This is a genomic window from Arthrobacter sp. 01T425 (genome assembly GCF_056398725.1).
This window is the reverse complement of the sequence record NZ_JBFTPY010000005.1, coordinates 99383-116609: the sequence shown is the minus strand read 5'-3', so window position 1 is coordinate 116609 and position 17227 is coordinate 99383. Positions and strand designations below refer to the sequence as shown.

Annotated in this window: 14 protein-coding genes; 4 read left to right on the top strand and 10 right to left on the bottom strand. The window is 68.7% G+C overall.

Annotated elements, in window-relative coordinates:
* Window positions 1–165 precede the first annotated feature (165 nt).
* Window positions 166–1575 carry an aldehyde dehydrogenase family protein gene (locus AC1DNG_RS08210; RefSeq protein WP_476887105.1) on the top strand — a complete coding sequence of 470 codons (1410 nt, stop codon included), beginning with the start codon at window positions 166–168 and terminating at the stop codon, window positions 1573–1575.
* Between the two features lie 21 nt (window positions 1576–1596).
* Here the strand turns inward: AC1DNG_RS08210 and AC1DNG_RS08205 are convergent, their stop codons facing one another.
* From AC1DNG_RS08205 to AC1DNG_RS08170, 8 genes are all read right to left on the bottom strand, one after another.
* On the bottom strand, window positions 1597–3759 hold the full coding sequence (locus tag AC1DNG_RS08205; protein WP_476850741.1) for an elongation factor G-like protein EF-G2: 2163 nt from the start codon (window positions 3757–3759) through the stop codon (window positions 1597–1599).
* Between the two features lie 106 nt (window positions 3760–3865).
* Window positions 3866–4264: a hypothetical protein gene (locus AC1DNG_RS08200; RefSeq protein WP_476871791.1), complete on the bottom strand. Its 399-nt coding sequence runs from the start codon at window positions 4262–4264 to the stop codon at window positions 3866–3868.
* Between the two features lie 426 nt (window positions 4265–4690).
* On the bottom strand, window positions 4691–5113 hold the full coding sequence (locus AC1DNG_RS08195; RefSeq protein ID WP_028275425.1) for a heat shock protein transcriptional repressor HspR: 423 nt from the start codon (window positions 5111–5113) through the stop codon (window positions 4691–4693).
* Window positions 5114–5128: 15 nt separating this feature from the next.
* Entirely contained in the window at window positions 5129–6112 is a 984-nt protein-coding gene (locus AC1DNG_RS08190) for a DnaJ C-terminal domain-containing protein (RefSeq protein ID WP_476850743.1), read from the bottom strand.
* A 264-nt stretch (window positions 6113–6376) separates the two neighbouring features.
* A complete protein-coding gene (locus AC1DNG_RS08185; protein ID WP_476887104.1) occupies window positions 6377–7048 on the bottom strand; it encodes a nucleotide exchange factor GrpE in 672 nt (223 codons plus the stop codon).
* A 2-nt stretch (window positions 7049–7050) separates the two neighbouring features.
* Window positions 7051–8913, bottom strand: coding sequence for a molecular chaperone DnaK (gene dnaK, locus AC1DNG_RS08180; RefSeq protein ID WP_079550752.1), 1863 nt, complete (start codon window positions 8911–8913; stop codon window positions 7051–7053).
* A gap of 375 nt (window positions 8914–9288) precedes the next feature.
* On the bottom strand, window positions 9289–9744 hold the full coding sequence (locus AC1DNG_RS08175; protein ID WP_476887103.1) for a hypothetical protein: 456 nt from the start codon (window positions 9742–9744) through the stop codon (window positions 9289–9291).
* Between the two features lie 91 nt (window positions 9745–9835).
* Window positions 9836–10642 carry a TetR/AcrR family transcriptional regulator gene (locus tag AC1DNG_RS08170; RefSeq protein WP_476887102.1) on the bottom strand — a complete coding sequence of 269 codons (807 nt, stop codon included), beginning with the start codon at window positions 10640–10642 and terminating at the stop codon, window positions 9836–9838.
* A gap of 124 nt (window positions 10643–10766) precedes the next feature.
* On the opposite strand from AC1DNG_RS08170, the gene AC1DNG_RS08165 reads away from it, so the two are divergent.
* Window positions 10767–11729 (top strand): NAD-dependent epimerase/dehydratase family protein, encoded by a 963-nt coding sequence (locus tag AC1DNG_RS08165; RefSeq protein WP_476887101.1) that lies wholly within the window; start codon window positions 10767–10769, stop codon window positions 11727–11729.
* Between the two features lie 25 nt (window positions 11730–11754).
* Here AC1DNG_RS08165 and AC1DNG_RS08160 read toward each other — a convergent pair whose 3' ends face one another.
* Window positions 11755–13989, bottom strand: a complete 2235-nt coding sequence (locus tag AC1DNG_RS08160; protein ID WP_476887100.1) for an MMPL family transporter — start codon at window positions 13987–13989, stop codon at window positions 11755–11757.
* Between the two features lie 229 nt (window positions 13990–14218).
* Here AC1DNG_RS08160 and AC1DNG_RS08155 point away from each other — a divergent pair, with 229 nt between their 5' ends.
* Entirely contained in the window at window positions 14219–14779 is a 561-nt protein-coding gene (locus tag AC1DNG_RS08155) for a MarR family winged helix-turn-helix transcriptional regulator (protein WP_230010948.1), read from the top strand.
* A 16-nt stretch (window positions 14780–14795) separates the two neighbouring features.
* Here the strand turns inward: AC1DNG_RS08155 and AC1DNG_RS08150 are convergent, their stop codons facing one another.
* A complete protein-coding gene (locus AC1DNG_RS08150) occupies window positions 14796–16178 on the bottom strand; it encodes an APC family permease (protein WP_476887099.1) in 1383 nt (460 codons plus the stop codon).
* 141 nt (window positions 16179–16319) lie between these two features.
* On the opposite strand from AC1DNG_RS08150, the gene AC1DNG_RS08145 reads away from it, so the two are divergent.
* Window positions 16320–17135: a methyltransferase domain-containing protein gene (locus AC1DNG_RS08145; RefSeq protein ID WP_243180592.1), complete on the top strand. Its 816-nt coding sequence runs from the start codon at window positions 16320–16322 to the stop codon at window positions 17133–17135.
* The last annotated feature ends 92 nt before the right edge of the window (window positions 17136–17227 follow it).

The following is a 17227-nucleotide window of genomic DNA, read 5'->3' as shown; positions in this document are numbered from 1 at the left end:
CGGGTCCGCAGCCTCAGGAAATAGCTTTCGGTGTTCCGTTCGCTCCCGCACAACAGCTCTTCGCGGATAGACAAGCCCCTCGGCCCCTCGCCGGAGCACGCTTGAAACAGCACTCTTAGGCCGCACCGGCCGCGTTCTCTGACCTACTCGATGTGGAGTACCCCCATGGAAACCTACGACGCCCTGCTCGCCTCGATCACCCCGGTGTCCGGGGAAACCCGCACGATCTGTGACCCGGCCACCGGACAGCCGGTCGGCGAAGCACCGGTCCACACCGTTCAGGACCTCGAAGCCGCCATCTCCGCCGCAGCCGCCGCGCAGCCGGCCTGGGCTGCACTGGGCCACGACGCCCGGTCCGCCGCGCTGCTCAGGGCCGCCGACGCCGTCGAACGCTCCGCCGAGGAACTCGCCCGCCTGCTCTCCCGCGAGCAGGGCAAACCGCTGAACGGCCCGAACGCCCGCTTTGAGGTCGGCGCCTGCGCCGCCTGGCTCCGCGTCGCCGCCGGCACGCCCTTGGACCCCGAAACCGTGGTGGACGACGGCGAAACCCGCGCCGAACTGCACTACCGGCCCATCGGCGTCGTCGGCGCGATCGGCCCCTGGAACTGGCCCATGATGATCACCGTCTGGCAGCTCGCCCCAGCCCTGCGCATGGGCAACGCCGTCGTCATCAAGCCGTCCGAATACACCCCGCTGTCCGTCCTTGCCCTCGTCGAAATCCTCAACCAGGAACTCCCCGAAGGCCTCCTCACGGCGGTCTCCGGCGGCCGCGACGTCGGCGAGGCCCTGGCCGGACACCCCGCGGTCGGCAAGATCATGTTCACCGGCTCCACCGCCACCGGCAAGGCCATCATCAGATCCTCCGCCGACACCGTCAAGCGCCTCACCCTGGAGCTCGGCGGCAACGACGCCGGCATCGTCCTGCCCGACGCCGACCCCAAGGGGATCGCCGAGGGCCTGTTCTGGGGCGCCTTCATCAACACCGGCCAGACCTGCGCGGCGCTCAAGCGCCTCTACGTCCACGACGCCATTTACGACGCCGTCTGCGAGGAACTCGCCAGCGTGGCCCGTGCCATGCCCATGGGCAACGGACTCGATGAGGCCAACGTCCTGGGCCCGCTCCAGAACCGCCAGCAGTTCGACATCGTCGCCAGGCTCGTCGAGGCAGCCCGCGACTCCGGCGCCAGGATCCTGCTCGGCGGCAACCCGGAGAACGACCAGCCCGGGAACTTCTACCCCACCACCCTCGTCGCGGACATCGCCAACAGCAACCCGCTGGTCGCCGAGGAGCAGTTCGGCCCCGCCCTGCCGATCATCCGCTACGGCACCGTGGACGAGGCCATCGCCATGGCCAACGCCGTCGACGTCGGACTCGGCGCCTCGGTCTGGTCCTCCGACCCCGCCGAAGCCCGCAAGGTGGCGGCCCGGCTCGAGGCCGGCACCGTCTGGATCAACAAGCACGGGGCCGTGGACCCCCGCATCCCGTTCGGTGGCGCGAAGCAATCCGGCTACGGACTCGAATTCGGTGTCGAAGGCCTCAAGGCCCTCGGCGTTCCGCAGGTCATCAACGGCTGACGCTGCGCTTAGCAGGGGCCATCAGCGCAGCGCCTGCGGCACGGGTTCGTGCCGCAGGTAGCTGCGCCGGAACCGGCCGCTGCCGGCGGTCAGGGCCCGCAACTCCACCGCGTACCGCAACAGTTCCTGGTCCGGCACCTCGGCGCTGATCTCGGTGCCGTCGGCGCCGGCGGAGGTGGTTCCGGTCAGGCGTGCCCGCCGGGAGGACAAGTCGCTCATCACGGCGCCCACGTGGTCCTCCGAAACACTGATGGTCACGGACGAGACCGGCTCCAGGAACTGGATGCGGGTTGCCCCGGCCGCCTCCCGGAGGGCCAACGCCCCGGCCGCCTGGAAGGCAGCATCGGAGGAATCCACGCTGTGCGTCTTGCCGCCGATCAGCGTTACCTTGATATCCACTACCGGGAACCCGGCCGAGACGCCTTTCTGCATCTGGGCCCGCACGCCCTTTTCCACCGAGGTAATGAATGGCCCGGGAATCACGCCGCCAACGGTCTTGTCGACAAACTCGAACCCGCCGCCGCGGTCAAGCGGTTCCACCTCGATGTCGCACACCGCGTACTGGCCGTGGCCGCCGGATTGTTTGACATAGCGCCCGTGCCCGGCGGCCGGCGCGGCAAACGTCTCCCGCAGCGGCGTGATGACCGGGACGCTCTGCAGGTTCACCCCTTGGTCCCGCAGCCTGCCCAGGACGACGTCGGCGTGCGCCTCGCCCATGCACCACAGGATCAGCTGGTGGGTTTCGGAGTTGCGTTCCACCCGCAGCGTCGGGTCCCCGGCAGTGACCTTCCCCAGGTTCCTGGCCAGGGCGTCCTCGTCGCCGTGCGTGGCGGCTTCGATGGCGACCGGCATGAGCGGGTCCGGCATGTCCCAGGCGGCCACCAGCAGCGGCAGCTCCTTGGCCGAAATCGTGTCGCCGGTCTCGGCGGTGCCCAGCTTGGTCAACGCGCAGATATCCCCCGCGACGCAGAACGGCACTGGCCGCAGACCTGATCCCAGTGGCGAGTACAGGTGGGTGACCCGCTCGTCGCTGTCGTGGTCCTCGTGGCCGCGGTCGGCCATTCCGCGGCCGCCCACATGGATGGCGGCGTCCTCCCGCACCACGCCGGAGAAAACGCGCACCAGGCAGACGCGGCCAAGGAACGGGTCGATCGTCGTACGGACCACTTCACCGAGCAGCGGACCGTCGGGGTCGCAGCCGAGCGCGCCGGCGGGCACCCCGTCGAGGTCGGTCGCTGCGGGGACGCCGCGCTCCGCCGGCGTCGGAAATGCACGCACCAGGACCTCGAGCAGTTCCGCCAGGCCGAGCCCCGACTCCGCCGACGCCGGCAGCACCGGGTGGAAGGACCCGCGGGCCACGGCCGTCTCAAGATCGGTGATCAGGACGTCGGGGGCGATTTCCTCGCCTCCGAGATAGCGGTCCATGAGCGTCTCGTCTTCGCTCTCGGCAATGATCCCTTCGATCAGCGCGCCCCGTGCGGACTCCGCGGCGGCGAGTTCGACGCCGGTCGCGGCCCGGGTGGCCGGCGCCGGTTCCGCATCACTGTAGTCGGAGACCGTGCCGGTCAGCAGTCCCAGCAGCCCGGTGACGGGACCGTCCGCGGGGACCGGCAGGTAGAGCGGAAGGATGGAGTCGCCGAATGCCAGGCGGCAGCGGGCGATGGCGGCGTCGAAGTCCGCACGCGGATGGTCCAGGCGGCTGATGACCACGGCCCGCGGCATCCCGAGCCGCTGGCACTCGCTCCAAAGCGCCGTGGTCGCTGCGTCGACATCGTCGGTGGCCGAGACGACGAACAGCACCGCATCCGCCGCCCGGAGCCCTGCCCTCAGCTCGCCGATGAAATCCGTATAGCCCGGAGTGTCCAGCAGGTTGACCTTGATGTCCCCCACCATCACCGGCACCACCGCGAGCGCCACGGAGCGCTGCTGCGCGATGGCGGAAGGATCCGAGTCGCTCACCGTAGTGCCCTCGGCGATCGAGCCCTTGCGGGTGATGGCTCCGGTGGCGGCAAGCAGTGCCTCCGTGAGCATCGTTTTTCCGGAACCGGAATGCCCCACGAGTGCCACATTGCGGACCTTGTCCGGCTGTTCCGGCGGCGCGACGCCGTTGGCGTCTGCCCGCCGGAGGTCAGACGTACCCCGGACCGGTCCTCTTGACGGCGTCTTGGCGCCTTTCGACGGCATGAGAACCTCCCGGCGTCGCATCCACTCGTGCCCTGCAGGGCCTTGTGTTAAGGATTGGACACCCTGGGACGCCCGGACAGCAAGGTCTTTTTCAGGCCGTAGTTTTTCAGGCCGTGGCCGGAGCAACCAGGGACCCGGAGGCTGCCCGGTTCCGGAGCCAACGGCCCACGGCCTTGCCTTTGCCCGTCCACCAGCTGTCCTCGTCGCTGCCATGGTGCCACCTGAAGATCACGGCGACCATGACGAACACTCCGGCGGCGACCTCGGGCCAAGAGCCGGAGGCGGCATCGAGGAGCACGCTGAACGCCATGACCACGATGGAAGGCAGTGCAAGTGTCCGGAACCACGTGTTGGCGACGAACCGGCTGCGGGATCGCGGCACGGAGACCGCGCGGACGAAGTCGAAGCACAGGCAGACGACCACCAGGGCCTGCCCCAGGGACATCAGGATGTGCCCCGGCAGGGAACCGGCAAACAGGACGGCCGCCTGGAGCCCCGGGCTCACGGCGTGCCCGTCAACGCAGCTGGCCGCAGCCGGGACCCGCCCCGAAGGGGCGAATCAAACCGGCGCGAATCACACCTGGACTGATCAAACTCGGTTGAATCATGCATGCGATGCCCCCCGGCGTCTACGCTGCTCCTGCGCTGGCTCCGCGCCCGGGCTTCCCGCAGGAGCTGTAGGCGTGTCATGCCAGCCTTTTCTGACACTCCAATTCAACGCGCGGAATGGGCATGAAGTCACGCAAATGAGGTACCCGACTATCGGATGGTCGGGTACCTGATTGCGTTCCGGTGTACTCGGTTTGCTCCTGCCGCTACTTGCCCCGGCATTGCGACGTAACCGAAAAACGTGATGGTTGACACATTCTCCGCGGCCGTGTCATCGCCGCCCTGGTCACTAGGGAAACCTGGAGAAACCGCGAGATGAGCCCTAGCCCATGCCCCTCGGCCGCCACACCACCAGCGCCTGCGACCGCGCCTGCGGACGCTTGCCGCGGGCCAGGCTGACGACGTCGCCGGCAGTTCCTGCGGCGAAGATCCGCGAATCGGCCCCTTGGCGGCGCCGGCCCAGCTCCTCAGTCAGTTCTCCGACCCGGCGCTGCAGGGCGGCCACCTGGTTCTCCAGCTGCAGGATCCGCTTGATGCCCTCCAGCGAGACCCCCTCCTGGGAGAGCCGCTGGACCTCGCGGAGCATATTCACATCCCGCTGCGAGTAACGCCGCGACTTGCCCGGGGCACGGCTGGGCGAGACGATGCCCAGCCGGTCGTACTGGCGCAGCGTCTGCGGGTGCATGTCCGCCAGTTCCGCGGCAACGGAGATGACGAAGATCGGCTGGTCGAAGTCGATGGCCATGGCTGGATCCCGTTCCTAGAGCCGGGCCTTGGCTGCCAGGCCCGCGCGGACGTCCTCATTGGCGGTGGCCGCGGCGAAGGCCTTCACGGCCTCCTCCGCTTCCTTGTTCAGCTTCCGCGGAACAGCGACGTCGATCGTCACCAGCAGATCGCCGGTGGCTTTGGCGTGCTTGACTCCGCGGCCCTTGACGCGCAGGGTCCTGCCCGAGGGCGTCCCGGCCGGAACCCTGACCTTGACCGTGTCGCCGTCGACCGTCGGAACCTCGATGTCTGCGCCCAGGGCCGCCTCCGGGAAGGAGACCGGGACGTGGATCCGGAGGTTGTCGCCGTCGCGGACGTAGAATTCGTGCGGCTTTACCGAGACGGTGACCATGAGGTCGCCGTTGCCGGCGGGGGCGTACTGCCCCTTGCCGCGGACGCGGACCTTTTGTCCGTCCTTGATGCCGGCCGGGATGCGGACGTCGATGACCTCACCGTCCGGTTCACGCAGGCCGATCGTGGTGCCGCGGATGGACCCGCCGAATGAGATCGAGGTCGACGCGGTGCGGTCCGAGCCCTTCTGCGGAGCCCGCTGGAAGGACTGGCCCCCGCCGCCGAATCCGCCGCCGCCGAAGAGATCTGCGAACTCGGGCGGCATGCCGCCGGCCGTGCTGTAGCCGCCGGAGTGGCGGCCGCCGCCGCCGGTAAAGAGCCCGCCGAAGAGGTCCTCGAAGCCAGCTCCGCCGCCGGCCCCGCCGCTTCCGCCGGGGGCAAAGCGTGCGCCGCCGCCCATGGCCCGGATGGCGTCGTACTGCTGGCGCTCATCGGGATCCGAGAGCACGGAATAGGCCTCGGAGATGTCCTTGAACTTCTTCTCCGACGCGACGTTCCCCGCATTGGTGTCCGGGTGGTGCTGCCGGGCAAGTTTGCGGTAGGCCTTCTTGATGTCGGCGTCGGAAGCGTCCTTGGCGACACCAAGGATCTTGTAGAAGTCCTTGTCCACCCAGTCCTGGCTAGCCAATGGCGTTTCCTTTCAAAGTCTGTATTGCGGTTCGAGCTCCGCTGGATAGGGGGCCGTGCCCGCTTCGCGGTGCCCACCACGCCGCGGCCCCCTATCCAGCTGCGCTGCGTTCATCTCACCTTAGGCGAGACAACCGCTGAGCGGAGCGAGACAAGGGGCCCGGGAGTGGCATCGGGCCTATCGGAGCGTGGCGGCTTGGGTCCGCAGGACCCTAGGCCGCCACGCGTAGGGGCGGGGCCCCTTGTCTCGCTTCGCGATAGGTGACTACGCCGGTACCGCCACGATCACCTGGGCCGCGCGGAGGACGCGATCGCCGGACTTGTAGCCCGAGCGCAGCACCTGGCTGACGGTGTCGATTTCGATATCCGTGCCGGGCTGCTGGATGAGGGCCTCGTGGATGGTCGGGTCGAACTCCACGCCGGTCTCGTCGATGCGGACCAGTCCGTACGTCTTCAGCGCAGCCTCCAGTTTGGCGGCGATCGCGGCGAAAGGGCCGTCCGCGAGGTCGCCGTGCTGGCGGGCGGCGTCGACGTCGTCCAGTACCGGCAGCAGCGCGTTCAGGACGCCGATGACGGCCATCTCGCCCGCCACGGCCCGGTCGCGCTCGACCCGCTTGCGGTAGTTGACGTACTCGGCCTGCAGGCGGCGGAGGTCATTCCTGAGCTCCTCCGCCTCGGCAGCGGGCGCGCCCTGGGCCACAGATTCCGCGGCGGGCACTTCAACACTGTTGAGGATGTCCTCCGCCTGGGACAGTGCGTCTCCGGAGTCTGCCGCGGCAGCTGCGGGCTCCTGGCCGGGGTGGCGGGCCTGGCCGGTCTTCGGATCAACCTTGCGGTTGTCGTGGATCACCGGCTTCTGCGGCTCGTTCTCCTGCTGTTCCGCGTCGCGCCGGCTCTCGGAAGAACCGTGCTCTTCTTCGTTACCGTGATGCGGCATGATTACTTCTTCTCGTCTTCGTCAACGATTTCGGCGTCGACGATGTCCTCGTCGGAGCCGGCTGCCGGCTCGCCTGCGGGGGCACCCTGCGCACCGGCGTGGCCGTCGGGGGAACCGGCCTGGGCGTAGATGGCTTCGCCGAGCTTGGTCTGGGAAGCCTGCAGCTTCTCGAACGCGGTCTTCACGGCGGCGTCATCGGTGCCTTCGAGGGCCTTCTTGAGGGCGTCGACATCGGCCTTGACCTCGGTCTTGACCTCTTCGGGCAGCTTGTCGGCGTTGTCGGCGATCAGCTTGTCCACGGAGTAGGCGAGCTGCTCGGCCGTGTTGCGGGTGTCGGTTGCCTCGCGGCGGGCCTTGTCCTCGGCTGCGTGCTCTTCGGCGTCGTGGACCATGCGGTCGATGTCTTCCTTGGACAGCGCGGTGCCGCCGGTGATGGTCATGGACTGTTCCTTGCCGGTGCCCTTGTCCTTCGCCGAAACGTGCACGATGCCGTTGGCGTCGATGTCGAAGGTGACCTCGACCTGCGGAACGCCGCGGGGGGCCGGCGCGATGCCGGTCAGCTCGAACGTGCCCAGCGGCTTGTTGTCGCGGGTGAACTCACGCTCGCCCTGGAAGACCTGGATGGCCACGGACGGCTGGTTGTCATCCGCGGTGGTGAAGGTTTCGCTCCGCTTGGTCGGGATGGCGGTGTTGCGCTCGATCAGGTGCGTCATGATGCCGCCCTTGGTTTCGATGCCAAGGGACAACGGGGTGACGTCGATCAGCAGCACGTCCTTGCGCTCGCCCTTGAGGACACCGGCCTGCAGGGCGGCGCCGACGGCGACGACCTCATCGGGGTTGACGCCCTTGTTGGGCTCCTTGCCGCCGGCCAGTTCCTTGACGAGGTCGTAGACGGCCGGCATGCGGGTGGAGCCGCCGACGAGCACGATGTGGTCGATCTCGGAGAGCTTGATGCCGGCTTCCTTGATGACGTCCTGGAACGGCTTCTTGGTGCGGTCCAGCAGGTCCTTGGTGAGGTCCTGGAACTTGGCGCGGGTCAGCTGCTCGTCCAGGTGGACCGGGCCGTCGGGGGTGACGGACAGGTACTGGAGGGAAACGTTGGTGCTGGAGGAGGAAGAGAGTTCCTTCTTGGCCTGCTCCGCGGCTTCGCGGAGACGCTGCAGGGCAATCTTGTCCTTCGTGAGGTCGATGCCCTTGACCTTGAGCTGGTTCAGCAGGTATTCAACGACGCGCTGGTCCCAGTCGTCGCCGCCGAGGTGGTTGTCACCGGCGGTGGCGCGGACCTGGATGGTGGAGAAGTTGTCCTCATCCTTGCCGACCTCCAGAAGGGAGACGTCGAAGGTTCCGCCGCCGAGGTCGAAGACCAGGATGAGTTCGTCTTCCTTGCCCTTGTCCAGGCCGTAGGCCAGGGCGGCCGCTGTGGGCTCGTTGACGATGCGCAGGACGTTCAGGCCGGCGATTTCTCCGGCCTCCTTGGTGGCCTGGCGCTGGGCGTCGTTGAAGTAGGCCGGCACGGTGACGACGGCGTCGGTGACCTTTTCACCGAGGTAGGACTCGGCGTCGTTCTTAAGCTTCATGAGGATACGGGCGGAAATTTCCTGCGCCGTGTACTTCTTGTCGTCAATGGCGACGGTCCAGTCAGTGCCCATGTGGCGCTTGACGGACGCGATGGTGCGGTCAATGTTGTTGACGGCCTGGCGCTTGGCGATCTCGCCGACCAGGACCTCGCCGGACTTGGAGAAGGCAACAACCGACGGCGTGGTGCGGCCACCCTCGGCGTTGGCAATGACGGTGGGCTCGCCACCTTCGAGAACGGAGACGACGGAGTTAGTGGTTCCGAGGTCAATACCTACTGCACGTGACATGGATTGTTTCCTTACTTCCTTGGAATCTTGCGGAGATGGCCGCGGACCCGCAGTGGCTCCAACCACAGTGACTGTGGCTCTAACCGCAATTGCTCTAACCGCAGCGGGTCCGACCGTTATTGAGCGATCTACACTCAACTTTACCCAGAGGGGGGCATAAGTCAATTTAAAGTTGAGCGAATTCGACTCAACTTTGCTTTCCCGTCCCGCCCGCGGCAGCTCCTCGCCGCCTAAATTCCCCTCAATCCAGCCCTTCCGGCGCGTCCCGGGCGGCGTTTCGCCCTGCGCGAACCTGCCCGCTGGGCGCAGGGGCGCAGACCTGGGCAGGGGACCAGCCGGCGCCCGCGCCGGCTGGTCCCGCCAGCTTTGATCCCGCTAGTTGTCGCCCCGAGCGGCGTCGCCGTCGGCAGGCCCTCCCGTTGCCGGCCGGGCGGATCGCTCGGGACGGGACGTACCGGCGCTCCCGTAGTCACCTTCGGGGTATTCACCTTCCTCGGCGACGCCGGCGGGCTCACCGGAGACCCCGCCCTCGCCGTAGTCGCCCTCGGGATAGTCGCCTTCCACGTCGCCGACGACGGCGGCTCCGGCCACGCCGGCCTCGCCGTAGTCCCCCGCGGCGTACTCCCCCTCGACGGCGGTGGGCGGGACTTGGCCTGCCGTGCCGGCGGAGCCGTAGTCGCCCTCAGCGTATTGCCCCTCAGGTGCCGCGGCCTCTGCCTCCTCTTCCGCAGGAACGGCACCGACGTTCCGCGGCGCCGCTTTTCCGGGGACATTCTCTTCAGGCGTGTTCTCTGCAGGCCTGTTCTCTTCAGGCCTGGTCTCTTCAGACATGGATGGATCCTTCCTGGACGCATCTGGCGCGCCCGTGCGGGCGCAGGGGCAGTCTATCGAGCGCCACGGCAAGGCAACAGGGGAACCTGGTTTACCGGGCAGCGCCGGCCGCCGGCAGACCCGCGACGTCGGCCAGCACCGCGAGGTGGTGGCCGAAGAGCTCCTCCCGGGCTGTGAACGTGTCTTCGCCATACTGGCCGAAAACCTCGAAACTGACGGCACCGAAGAGCGAGGTCCAGGCCAGTGCGCCGCGGGCCAGGAGGTCATCCGGCACCGCCAGGCCGAACTCGGCGCGGATTTTCGCCAGGTCCCCCGCCAGCCCGGCGGCCACGGCAGGACTCCGCTGGCCGGTCGCGGCGAGCCGCCCGGCCCGGAAGGCGCCGTCGAGGATTCCCATGAGGGCCGTAATCACCCTCGTCCCGGGGCCGGTGGTCCGCTCCGCCGGGGCCTGGTAACCGGGCACCGGACTGCCGAAGAGCAGGGCGTAGCGGGAGGGCTCGTGCAGCGCCCAGTCCCGCACCGCGCGGCCCAGCGCCGTGAAGCGCCCGCCGAAGTCTTCCTCCGGCACTGCCCCGACGGCAGCATCCACCGCATCGCCAAGTTCGTTGTACGCATCAATCAGCAGAAGGGTCAGCAGCTCCTCGCGGCTCTCCACGTAGCGGTAGACCGCCGAAGAGACGACCCCGAGATCACGGGCCACGGCGCGGAGGGACAGTGCGGCGGCACCGTGCAGCGCCAGATGCTCCCGGCCCAGCCGGACGATATCGGCCACCGTCTGGGCCCGGGCACGCTCGCGCGGGGTGCGCAGCCGCACCGCCGCCGGGGCCGCTCCGGCCGGGCCTGCCGGGCCTGCCGCAACGCCGGCGTCTATCGCGCCCGCAATCCTGTCCTCTGGCATGAGTCCAGCATTCCACATCCAAGAGCACTGTCAACAAATGTGAGCACCGCTCTTGACTTGCCGGCCACGGCGTCGCGTCCTGAATGGGAGAGCACTGCTCTCGTTATTTCAAAAGGAGATCGGAATGTCCCAACCTGCAGCCTCCGGGCACCAACCGCCCAGGCTCTATGTCGTCACAGGGGCCGGCCCGGTGGGCTGGACCGTCGCCGAACAGTTGGCAGCGGCGGGCCACCGGGTGCGCCTCCTGACGAGGTCCGGCAGCGGACCCGCCCACCCGCTGGTGGAACGAGTGTCGATCGACGTGTCCGAGCCCGCCCGGCTCGGCGAGGCCGTCCAGGGCGCCGCGGCCGTTTTTCACTGCATCCACGGCTCGCGCTACAACGCCGAGGTGTGGGCCAGGGAACTCCCGGCCGCCGAGCTGAATGTGCTCGCCGCGGCGGGCTCGGCGGGCGCCGTCGTGGTCTTCCCGGAAAGCCTGTACTCCTACAGCACCCCGGAAAACATCATGACCGAGGACAGCCCCCGGCAGGCGCAGGGCGGCAAGCGCGGAGTCCGGACCGCACTGCTCGCGGCCCGGGCGGCCTCCCCCACCGCCACCGTGAGCATGGTGGCCGGCGATTTCTTCGGGCCGCGGGTCCGCAACTCGCACGCCGGCGAGCGCATGGTCCGGCCCGTCGCGGCCGGCAAGCCAATGCAGGTGATCGGGCGGGCGGACCGGCCGCATTCCTTCACGTACGTCCCGGACCTCGCGGCCGCCATGATTGCGGCGGCTGGCAGGCCTCAGGTGTGGAACCGGGTATGGCATGCGCCCACCGGACCTGCACTGACCCAGCGCGAGATCGCGGGGGCATTCGCCAAGGCGGCCGGCACCCGGGCACCGCGTGTCACCGGCGTTCCCGGGTGGGCGGTGAGGGCAATGGGAGTGTTTTCTCCGGATATGCGGGACCTGGCCGAGACCCTGTACCAGTTCGAGCACCCCTTCGTCATGGATTCCACGGCGAGCCAGGCCGCGCTGGGGCTGACACCGACCCCGCTGCACGAGGCAGCCGCCGCCACCGTCGCCTGGTGGGGGGACCAGGGACAGTGACGGCGGCTGCGGTTTTCGGTTCCGCCTAGCGGACCCCGGCCTCCTCGTTTTCAGCCGGATCTGCCTTCGGATTTTCGGCGGACAGCGTGGCCCGGGCGCCGTCGCGGGCCACAGCCCCGCTCCCTGGCCGGCCGAGCTTGCCGGGCCACCAAAGCCGCGGGCCGATGTCGTAGGCCAGCGCGGGCACCAGCAGGGAGCGGACCAGCACCGTGTCCAGCAGGACGCCGAACGCGACGATGAAGGCGAGCTGGACCAGGAACATGATCGGGATGACGCCGAGGGCCGCGAAGGTGGCCGCCAGGACCACCCCGGCAGAGGTGATGACCCCGCCTGTCACTACGAGGCCGCGCAGGATGCCGGCCCGGGTGCCGTGCTTGAGGGATTCCTCCCGGACCCGGCTCATCAGGAAGATGTTGTAGTCGACGCCCAGTGCCACGAGGAAGACGAAGCCGAACAGGGGCACCGTCGCGTCCGCGCCCGGGAAGCCGAAGACATTGTTGAACACGAAGGCGGAGACGCCCATCGCCGCGGCATAGGACAGGACCACGGAGGCGACCAGCAGGACCGGCGCGAGCACCGAGCGCAGCAGCAGCATGAGGATGACCAGGATGACGCCCAGGACCACCGGGATGATGGTGACGAGGTCGCGCTGGGCAGTGGTGTTGGTATCCAGCGCCGTGGCCGTCACACCGCCGACCAGCACACCGCTGTCTATCTTCTTCAGGTCCTGGCGGAGCGACACCACGGCGTTTTCGGCCTCGGCGGAGTCCGCGGCGTGGTTCAGCGTCGCGTTGATCAGGACCTTCCCGTCCCTGATTGCGGGGGCAGCCGGCGCGCCCGGGGCGCCGGTGATGACCGGGGCGCCGCCTTCGGCCAGCAGATAGGCGTCTCCGACGCCGTCGCTGGTCTGCAGCTTCGCCAGAACGTCCTGGGCGTTTGCCTCGTCGGCCACGATCACCGCGGGGCTGCCGGACCCGGCGTCGAAGTGCCGGCCCAGGGCATCCTGCCCGTCGACGGCATTGGAGGAGGTGAGGATGACGTCGGTCTGGGCGACGCCGTTGGCTTTAAGCTGCAGGAGGCCGGTGGCGGCTACGAGGAGCAGCAGCACCGAGGCGACCCAGACCGTGCGCGGCCGGCGGGATACGAGCGAACCGGTGGCCCGCCAGAGTCCCTTCTGGCCCTCGAGGCCGGTGACCAGTTCCGGTTCCCGGTCGGTTTCCGGGAGCAGTTTGGGCCGGAACGGCCAGAACGCTGCCCGGCCCAGCAGTGCCATCAGGGCCGGCAGCAGGGTCAGGGCGGCGAAGAGCGCGCAGAGGATGCCCGCCGCCGCCACCGGGCCGAGGGCCTTGTTGGAGTTGAGGTCGGAGAACAGCAGGCAGAGCAGCGCGATGATTACGGTGGCGCCGGAGGCCAGGATCGGTTCCCAGGCCGCCTTCCATGCGGTGACGGCGGCGGCCGTCCGGTTGGTGGTGTGGGTCAGGGCTTCGCGGAACCGGGCCACATACAGCAGGGCGTAGTCGGTGGCTGCGCCGATCACCAGGATGGACAGGATGCCCTGGCTCTGGCCGTTCAATTGGATCCAGCCGGCCTTGGCCATGCCAAACACCAGCAGGATCGCGGCGCACAGCGCGAAGACCGAGGTGAACAGCACCATGACGGGCAGCAGCAGGGAACGGTAGACAATCAGCAGGATCAGGAACACGGCGCCCAGGGCCACGAGCAGCAAGATGCCGTCAATGCCGGCAAAGGCACTCACAAGGTCCGCGGTGAGGCCGGCCGGTCCGGTGACGAATGTCTGCATTCCGGCCGGCGCGGACGCCCGGACCTCGTTGCGCAGTTCCTTGACGACCGTTTTCACTTCCGCCGAGGAAGCAATGGGCACCACGAACTGGACTGCCTTGGCGTCCTCGGAAGGGATGGGACCGATAACCGTGCTCCCGGCCTGCAGGGCCTCCAGCTTGCCCTTGAGGGCCGCGGTCTCGCGGAGCTGGGCCGGGGTGAAGGCGGAGTCGCTCTCAACCACGATCACTGCCGGGATCTCCTTGGAGTCCCTGAACTTGGCCTGCCAGTCCGCAGCCTCGGTGGCCTCGGCCCCGGCGGGAAGGAACGATGCCTGGTCATTCGATGACACCTCGCTCAGGCGGCCGAATGTAGGGCCGCCGACGCCGGCGATCGCCAGCCAGGCCAGGACGAGCACTGCGGGGACCAGCCAGCGCAGCCAGAACGGGACACGGGTCGCCGCGGACGAAGTCGTTTTCATGTTTCCTTCCAGGGTGCGCCTCGGAGTGGGAGCAGAGATCAACTCCATAGTAGACTATCTCCATCATAGAGATAACCCATTTGCCGGGGGCACCGGAGGAGAATGGAAAGACAGCCGGCGTCAGGCCGCTCCGCAGACCCTGCAGTAGACTCCCGAAGGCGCCGTCGACAGCGCCGACCTGCCGCGGTCAGACCGCCGGGGCAGGATCAAGGGACGAAGGAGGTCCGCCGTGTCAGCCGAATCCCCGGGCCTATCCGAAGACGCGGTCTCGCCCAAGAACACAGTCCCGCCCGAAGCCGCCGGTCCGCCGCCCCTCGTCCGGCTCCTGCAGGAATTCACCCTCGAAGCCAACCGTTATGTGGACTCCGCCGGCGGCCGCAACGACATGCACCGCACGGACCTCAACGCCCTCGCCGTCATCATGCGGCACGCGGCGCGGGACCAGATTGTCACTCCAGGGGTGCTGAGGAAAGAGCTGAACCTCAGCTCCCCGGCCACCACCGCACTGATCGACCGGCTCCACAGTTCCGGCCACGTGGTCCGTGAGCGCGAGGGCGCGGACCGCCGCCAGGTGCAGCTGCGCATGACGCCCAAGGCGTACCGGGACGGCGGCGCAATGTTCCTGCCGCTGGCCCGCCACATGGGTGCAGCCATGGCGACCTTCACGCCCGAAGAACTGGAGATCGCCACCCGCTTCATGAACTCCATGATCGATGCCACTGTCCGGGCCGGTGAGGAAGCGGCCCGCGGCCCCGGGCCGGAGCAAGCGCCGGGGCAGCGCCCCGGCTGACTCGCGGCCTGCTGCGTCACGGATGGGCGGCGGTTTCCGGCCGGCCACCGGGGAGCGCCTCCGCCAGTGCAGAAGGCGCCGTTTCCTGTTCTTGGGTCCCGCCAAAACGCCTGCCGACGCCGACGGCGGCCGCTGCCAGTGCCAGCGGAACCCCCAGCGCCCAGCCGCTGAAGATCAGGACGGCCACCATGACCCCGGCCGCCACGATCACGCCGTACCAGGCAACGGTCCGCGGCTGCAGCAGCCGGATGCCGGCCGCCAGCCCAAACGCGGTGACGGCCGTGAAACACGCCGAGGCGGCGCCGATCTGGAACTGCATGTCGGTGAGTCCGGCGACGGCGGCAGCGAAGGACAGCAACGTCAGGACGGCCAGAGTTGCCAGGCTTCCGGCGGGTACCTGCCCCCGCCCGGCACCGCGTGCAAGGGCGGGCGGCAGCACGCCGTCGGATGCCAGGGCGGCCCCGAGCCGGCTGGCCCCGGCCACGAAGGTGTTGATGGGGCCGAACGTCAAAACCGCCGCCGCAACCGCGGTGAGCGGGGCCGCCAATGAACCCAGCCCTTTCTCCAGCAACGCCGCGACGGGCACCGCCGTAGCGGGCAGTTCCGGGCCGAGGACGGCCACCGAGGCGGCGACAACGCCAATGTAGACCGCGCCCACCACAATCAGCGTGAGCCACGTGGCCCGCCGGAGATCGCGCCCGGGGTTCCGGAACTCACCGGCCAGGTGCGAGACGGCTTCCCAGCCGGCGAAGCAGAAGAACAGCAGGCTCGCGGCACCGCCGACCGCCCAGTAGCCGTGCGGGGCGAAGGGCTGGAAATTTTCCGCTTTGGCGTGCGGTACCGCGAGGACGACGGCGAGCGCGAGCAGTGCCACCAGCAGCACCATGAGCACCAGTTGCATGCGGCTGGAAACCCTGATGCCGACGGCGTTGCTCGCGAAGGCGGCCAGCAGGATCACCGCCGCCGCGAGGACTGCGGTGTCCCGGCCGCCGCCGACGGCGTGGGCGATGTAGTTGCCGCCGATCACGGCCGTTGCCGGGGCACCGAAGGGGATCGAAAAGTAGAAGAGGTACCCGGCCACCACCGAGGCGCGGCGACCAAAGGCACGCTTGACGAAGTGGGCGATCCCTCCGGCGTCGGGCTGCTGGCGGCTCATTTCGGCGAAGCTGAAGGCAACGGGAATGCAGAACACCAGCAGGACAGCCCAGGCCAGGAGCGACGCCGGGCCTGCCTCCTTGGCTGCGATGGCGGGAAGCACCAGGACACCCGAGCCCAGGATCGCGCCGACATAGATTCCGGTGGCCCGGAACAGGCCCAGTCCGTTGCCGGCGCCGCTGCCGCTTTTGCTGTTGCTGTTGCTGTTGCTGTTGCTGTTGCTGTTGCTGTTGCTGATCTTCACTCCTCCATTCATCCGTAGAATCGCCGGCGCCGGAAGCGGCAAAACTGACGGCCACCCGCAAAAAACTGCCTGCGGCGCGCGCTTGCTGACCCGCAGTTGGAGGTCCACCCTTTTCCGGGCGAGGGAGGGTAGCGTTCCATTATGAGTGCGCAGCAGCCTGACGATGTGTACACGCACGGCCACCACGAGTCGGTGGTCCGTGCCCATGCCTCCCGCACGGCGGAAAACTCGGCAGCGTTCGTGCTCCCGCATCTGATGCCCGGGACCTCCGTCCTCGACGTCGGCTGTGGGCCTGGCAGCATCACCTGCGACTTCGCGGAGCTGGTGGCGCCGGGCAGGGTCACAGGCTTGGACCGCTCCCCCGACATCATCGCCCAGGCCGCGGCCCTCGCCGTCGAGCGCGGCGTGGACAATGTCGGCTTTGCCGCCGGCAACATCTACGACCTCGATTTCCCGGACGAATCCTTCGACGTCGTCCACGCCCATCAGGTCCTCCAGCACCTCACGGACCCCGTCGCGGCGCTGCGGGAGATGCGGCGGGCGGCCAAGGCAGGCGGGATAGTGGCGGTGCGCGACGCCGACTTCCACGGCATGAGCTGGTACCCGGCCATCCCCGAACTCGACGACTGGATGGAGCTCTACCAGCGGATCGCCCGCCGCAATGGCGCCGAGCCCGACGCCGGCCGCCGGCTCGTGTCCTGGGCGCAGGCCGCCGGCTTCACGGATGTGGCGCCGTCCAGCAGCAACTGGCTCTACGCCACTGGGCATGAGCGGCGCTGGCAGGCCCGGGTGTGGGGCGAGCGGGTGCTGCATTCGTCCTTTGCCGACCAGGCGCTCGAGTACGGCCTGGCCAGCGAGGCGGACCTGGCCCGGATTTCCGCGGGCTGGCACCGGTGGGGCTCCACCGACGACGGCTGGTTCCTGATTCCCAACGGCGAGGTCATCGCCCGGGCGTGAGCGGCGGCCGTGGTCACAGCACCGGCACAGGCCGCCGAAAGTGCAGCCATAACTCCGCGCCTGAGGCTGGGTACAGGCCGAATCCTCGGCCG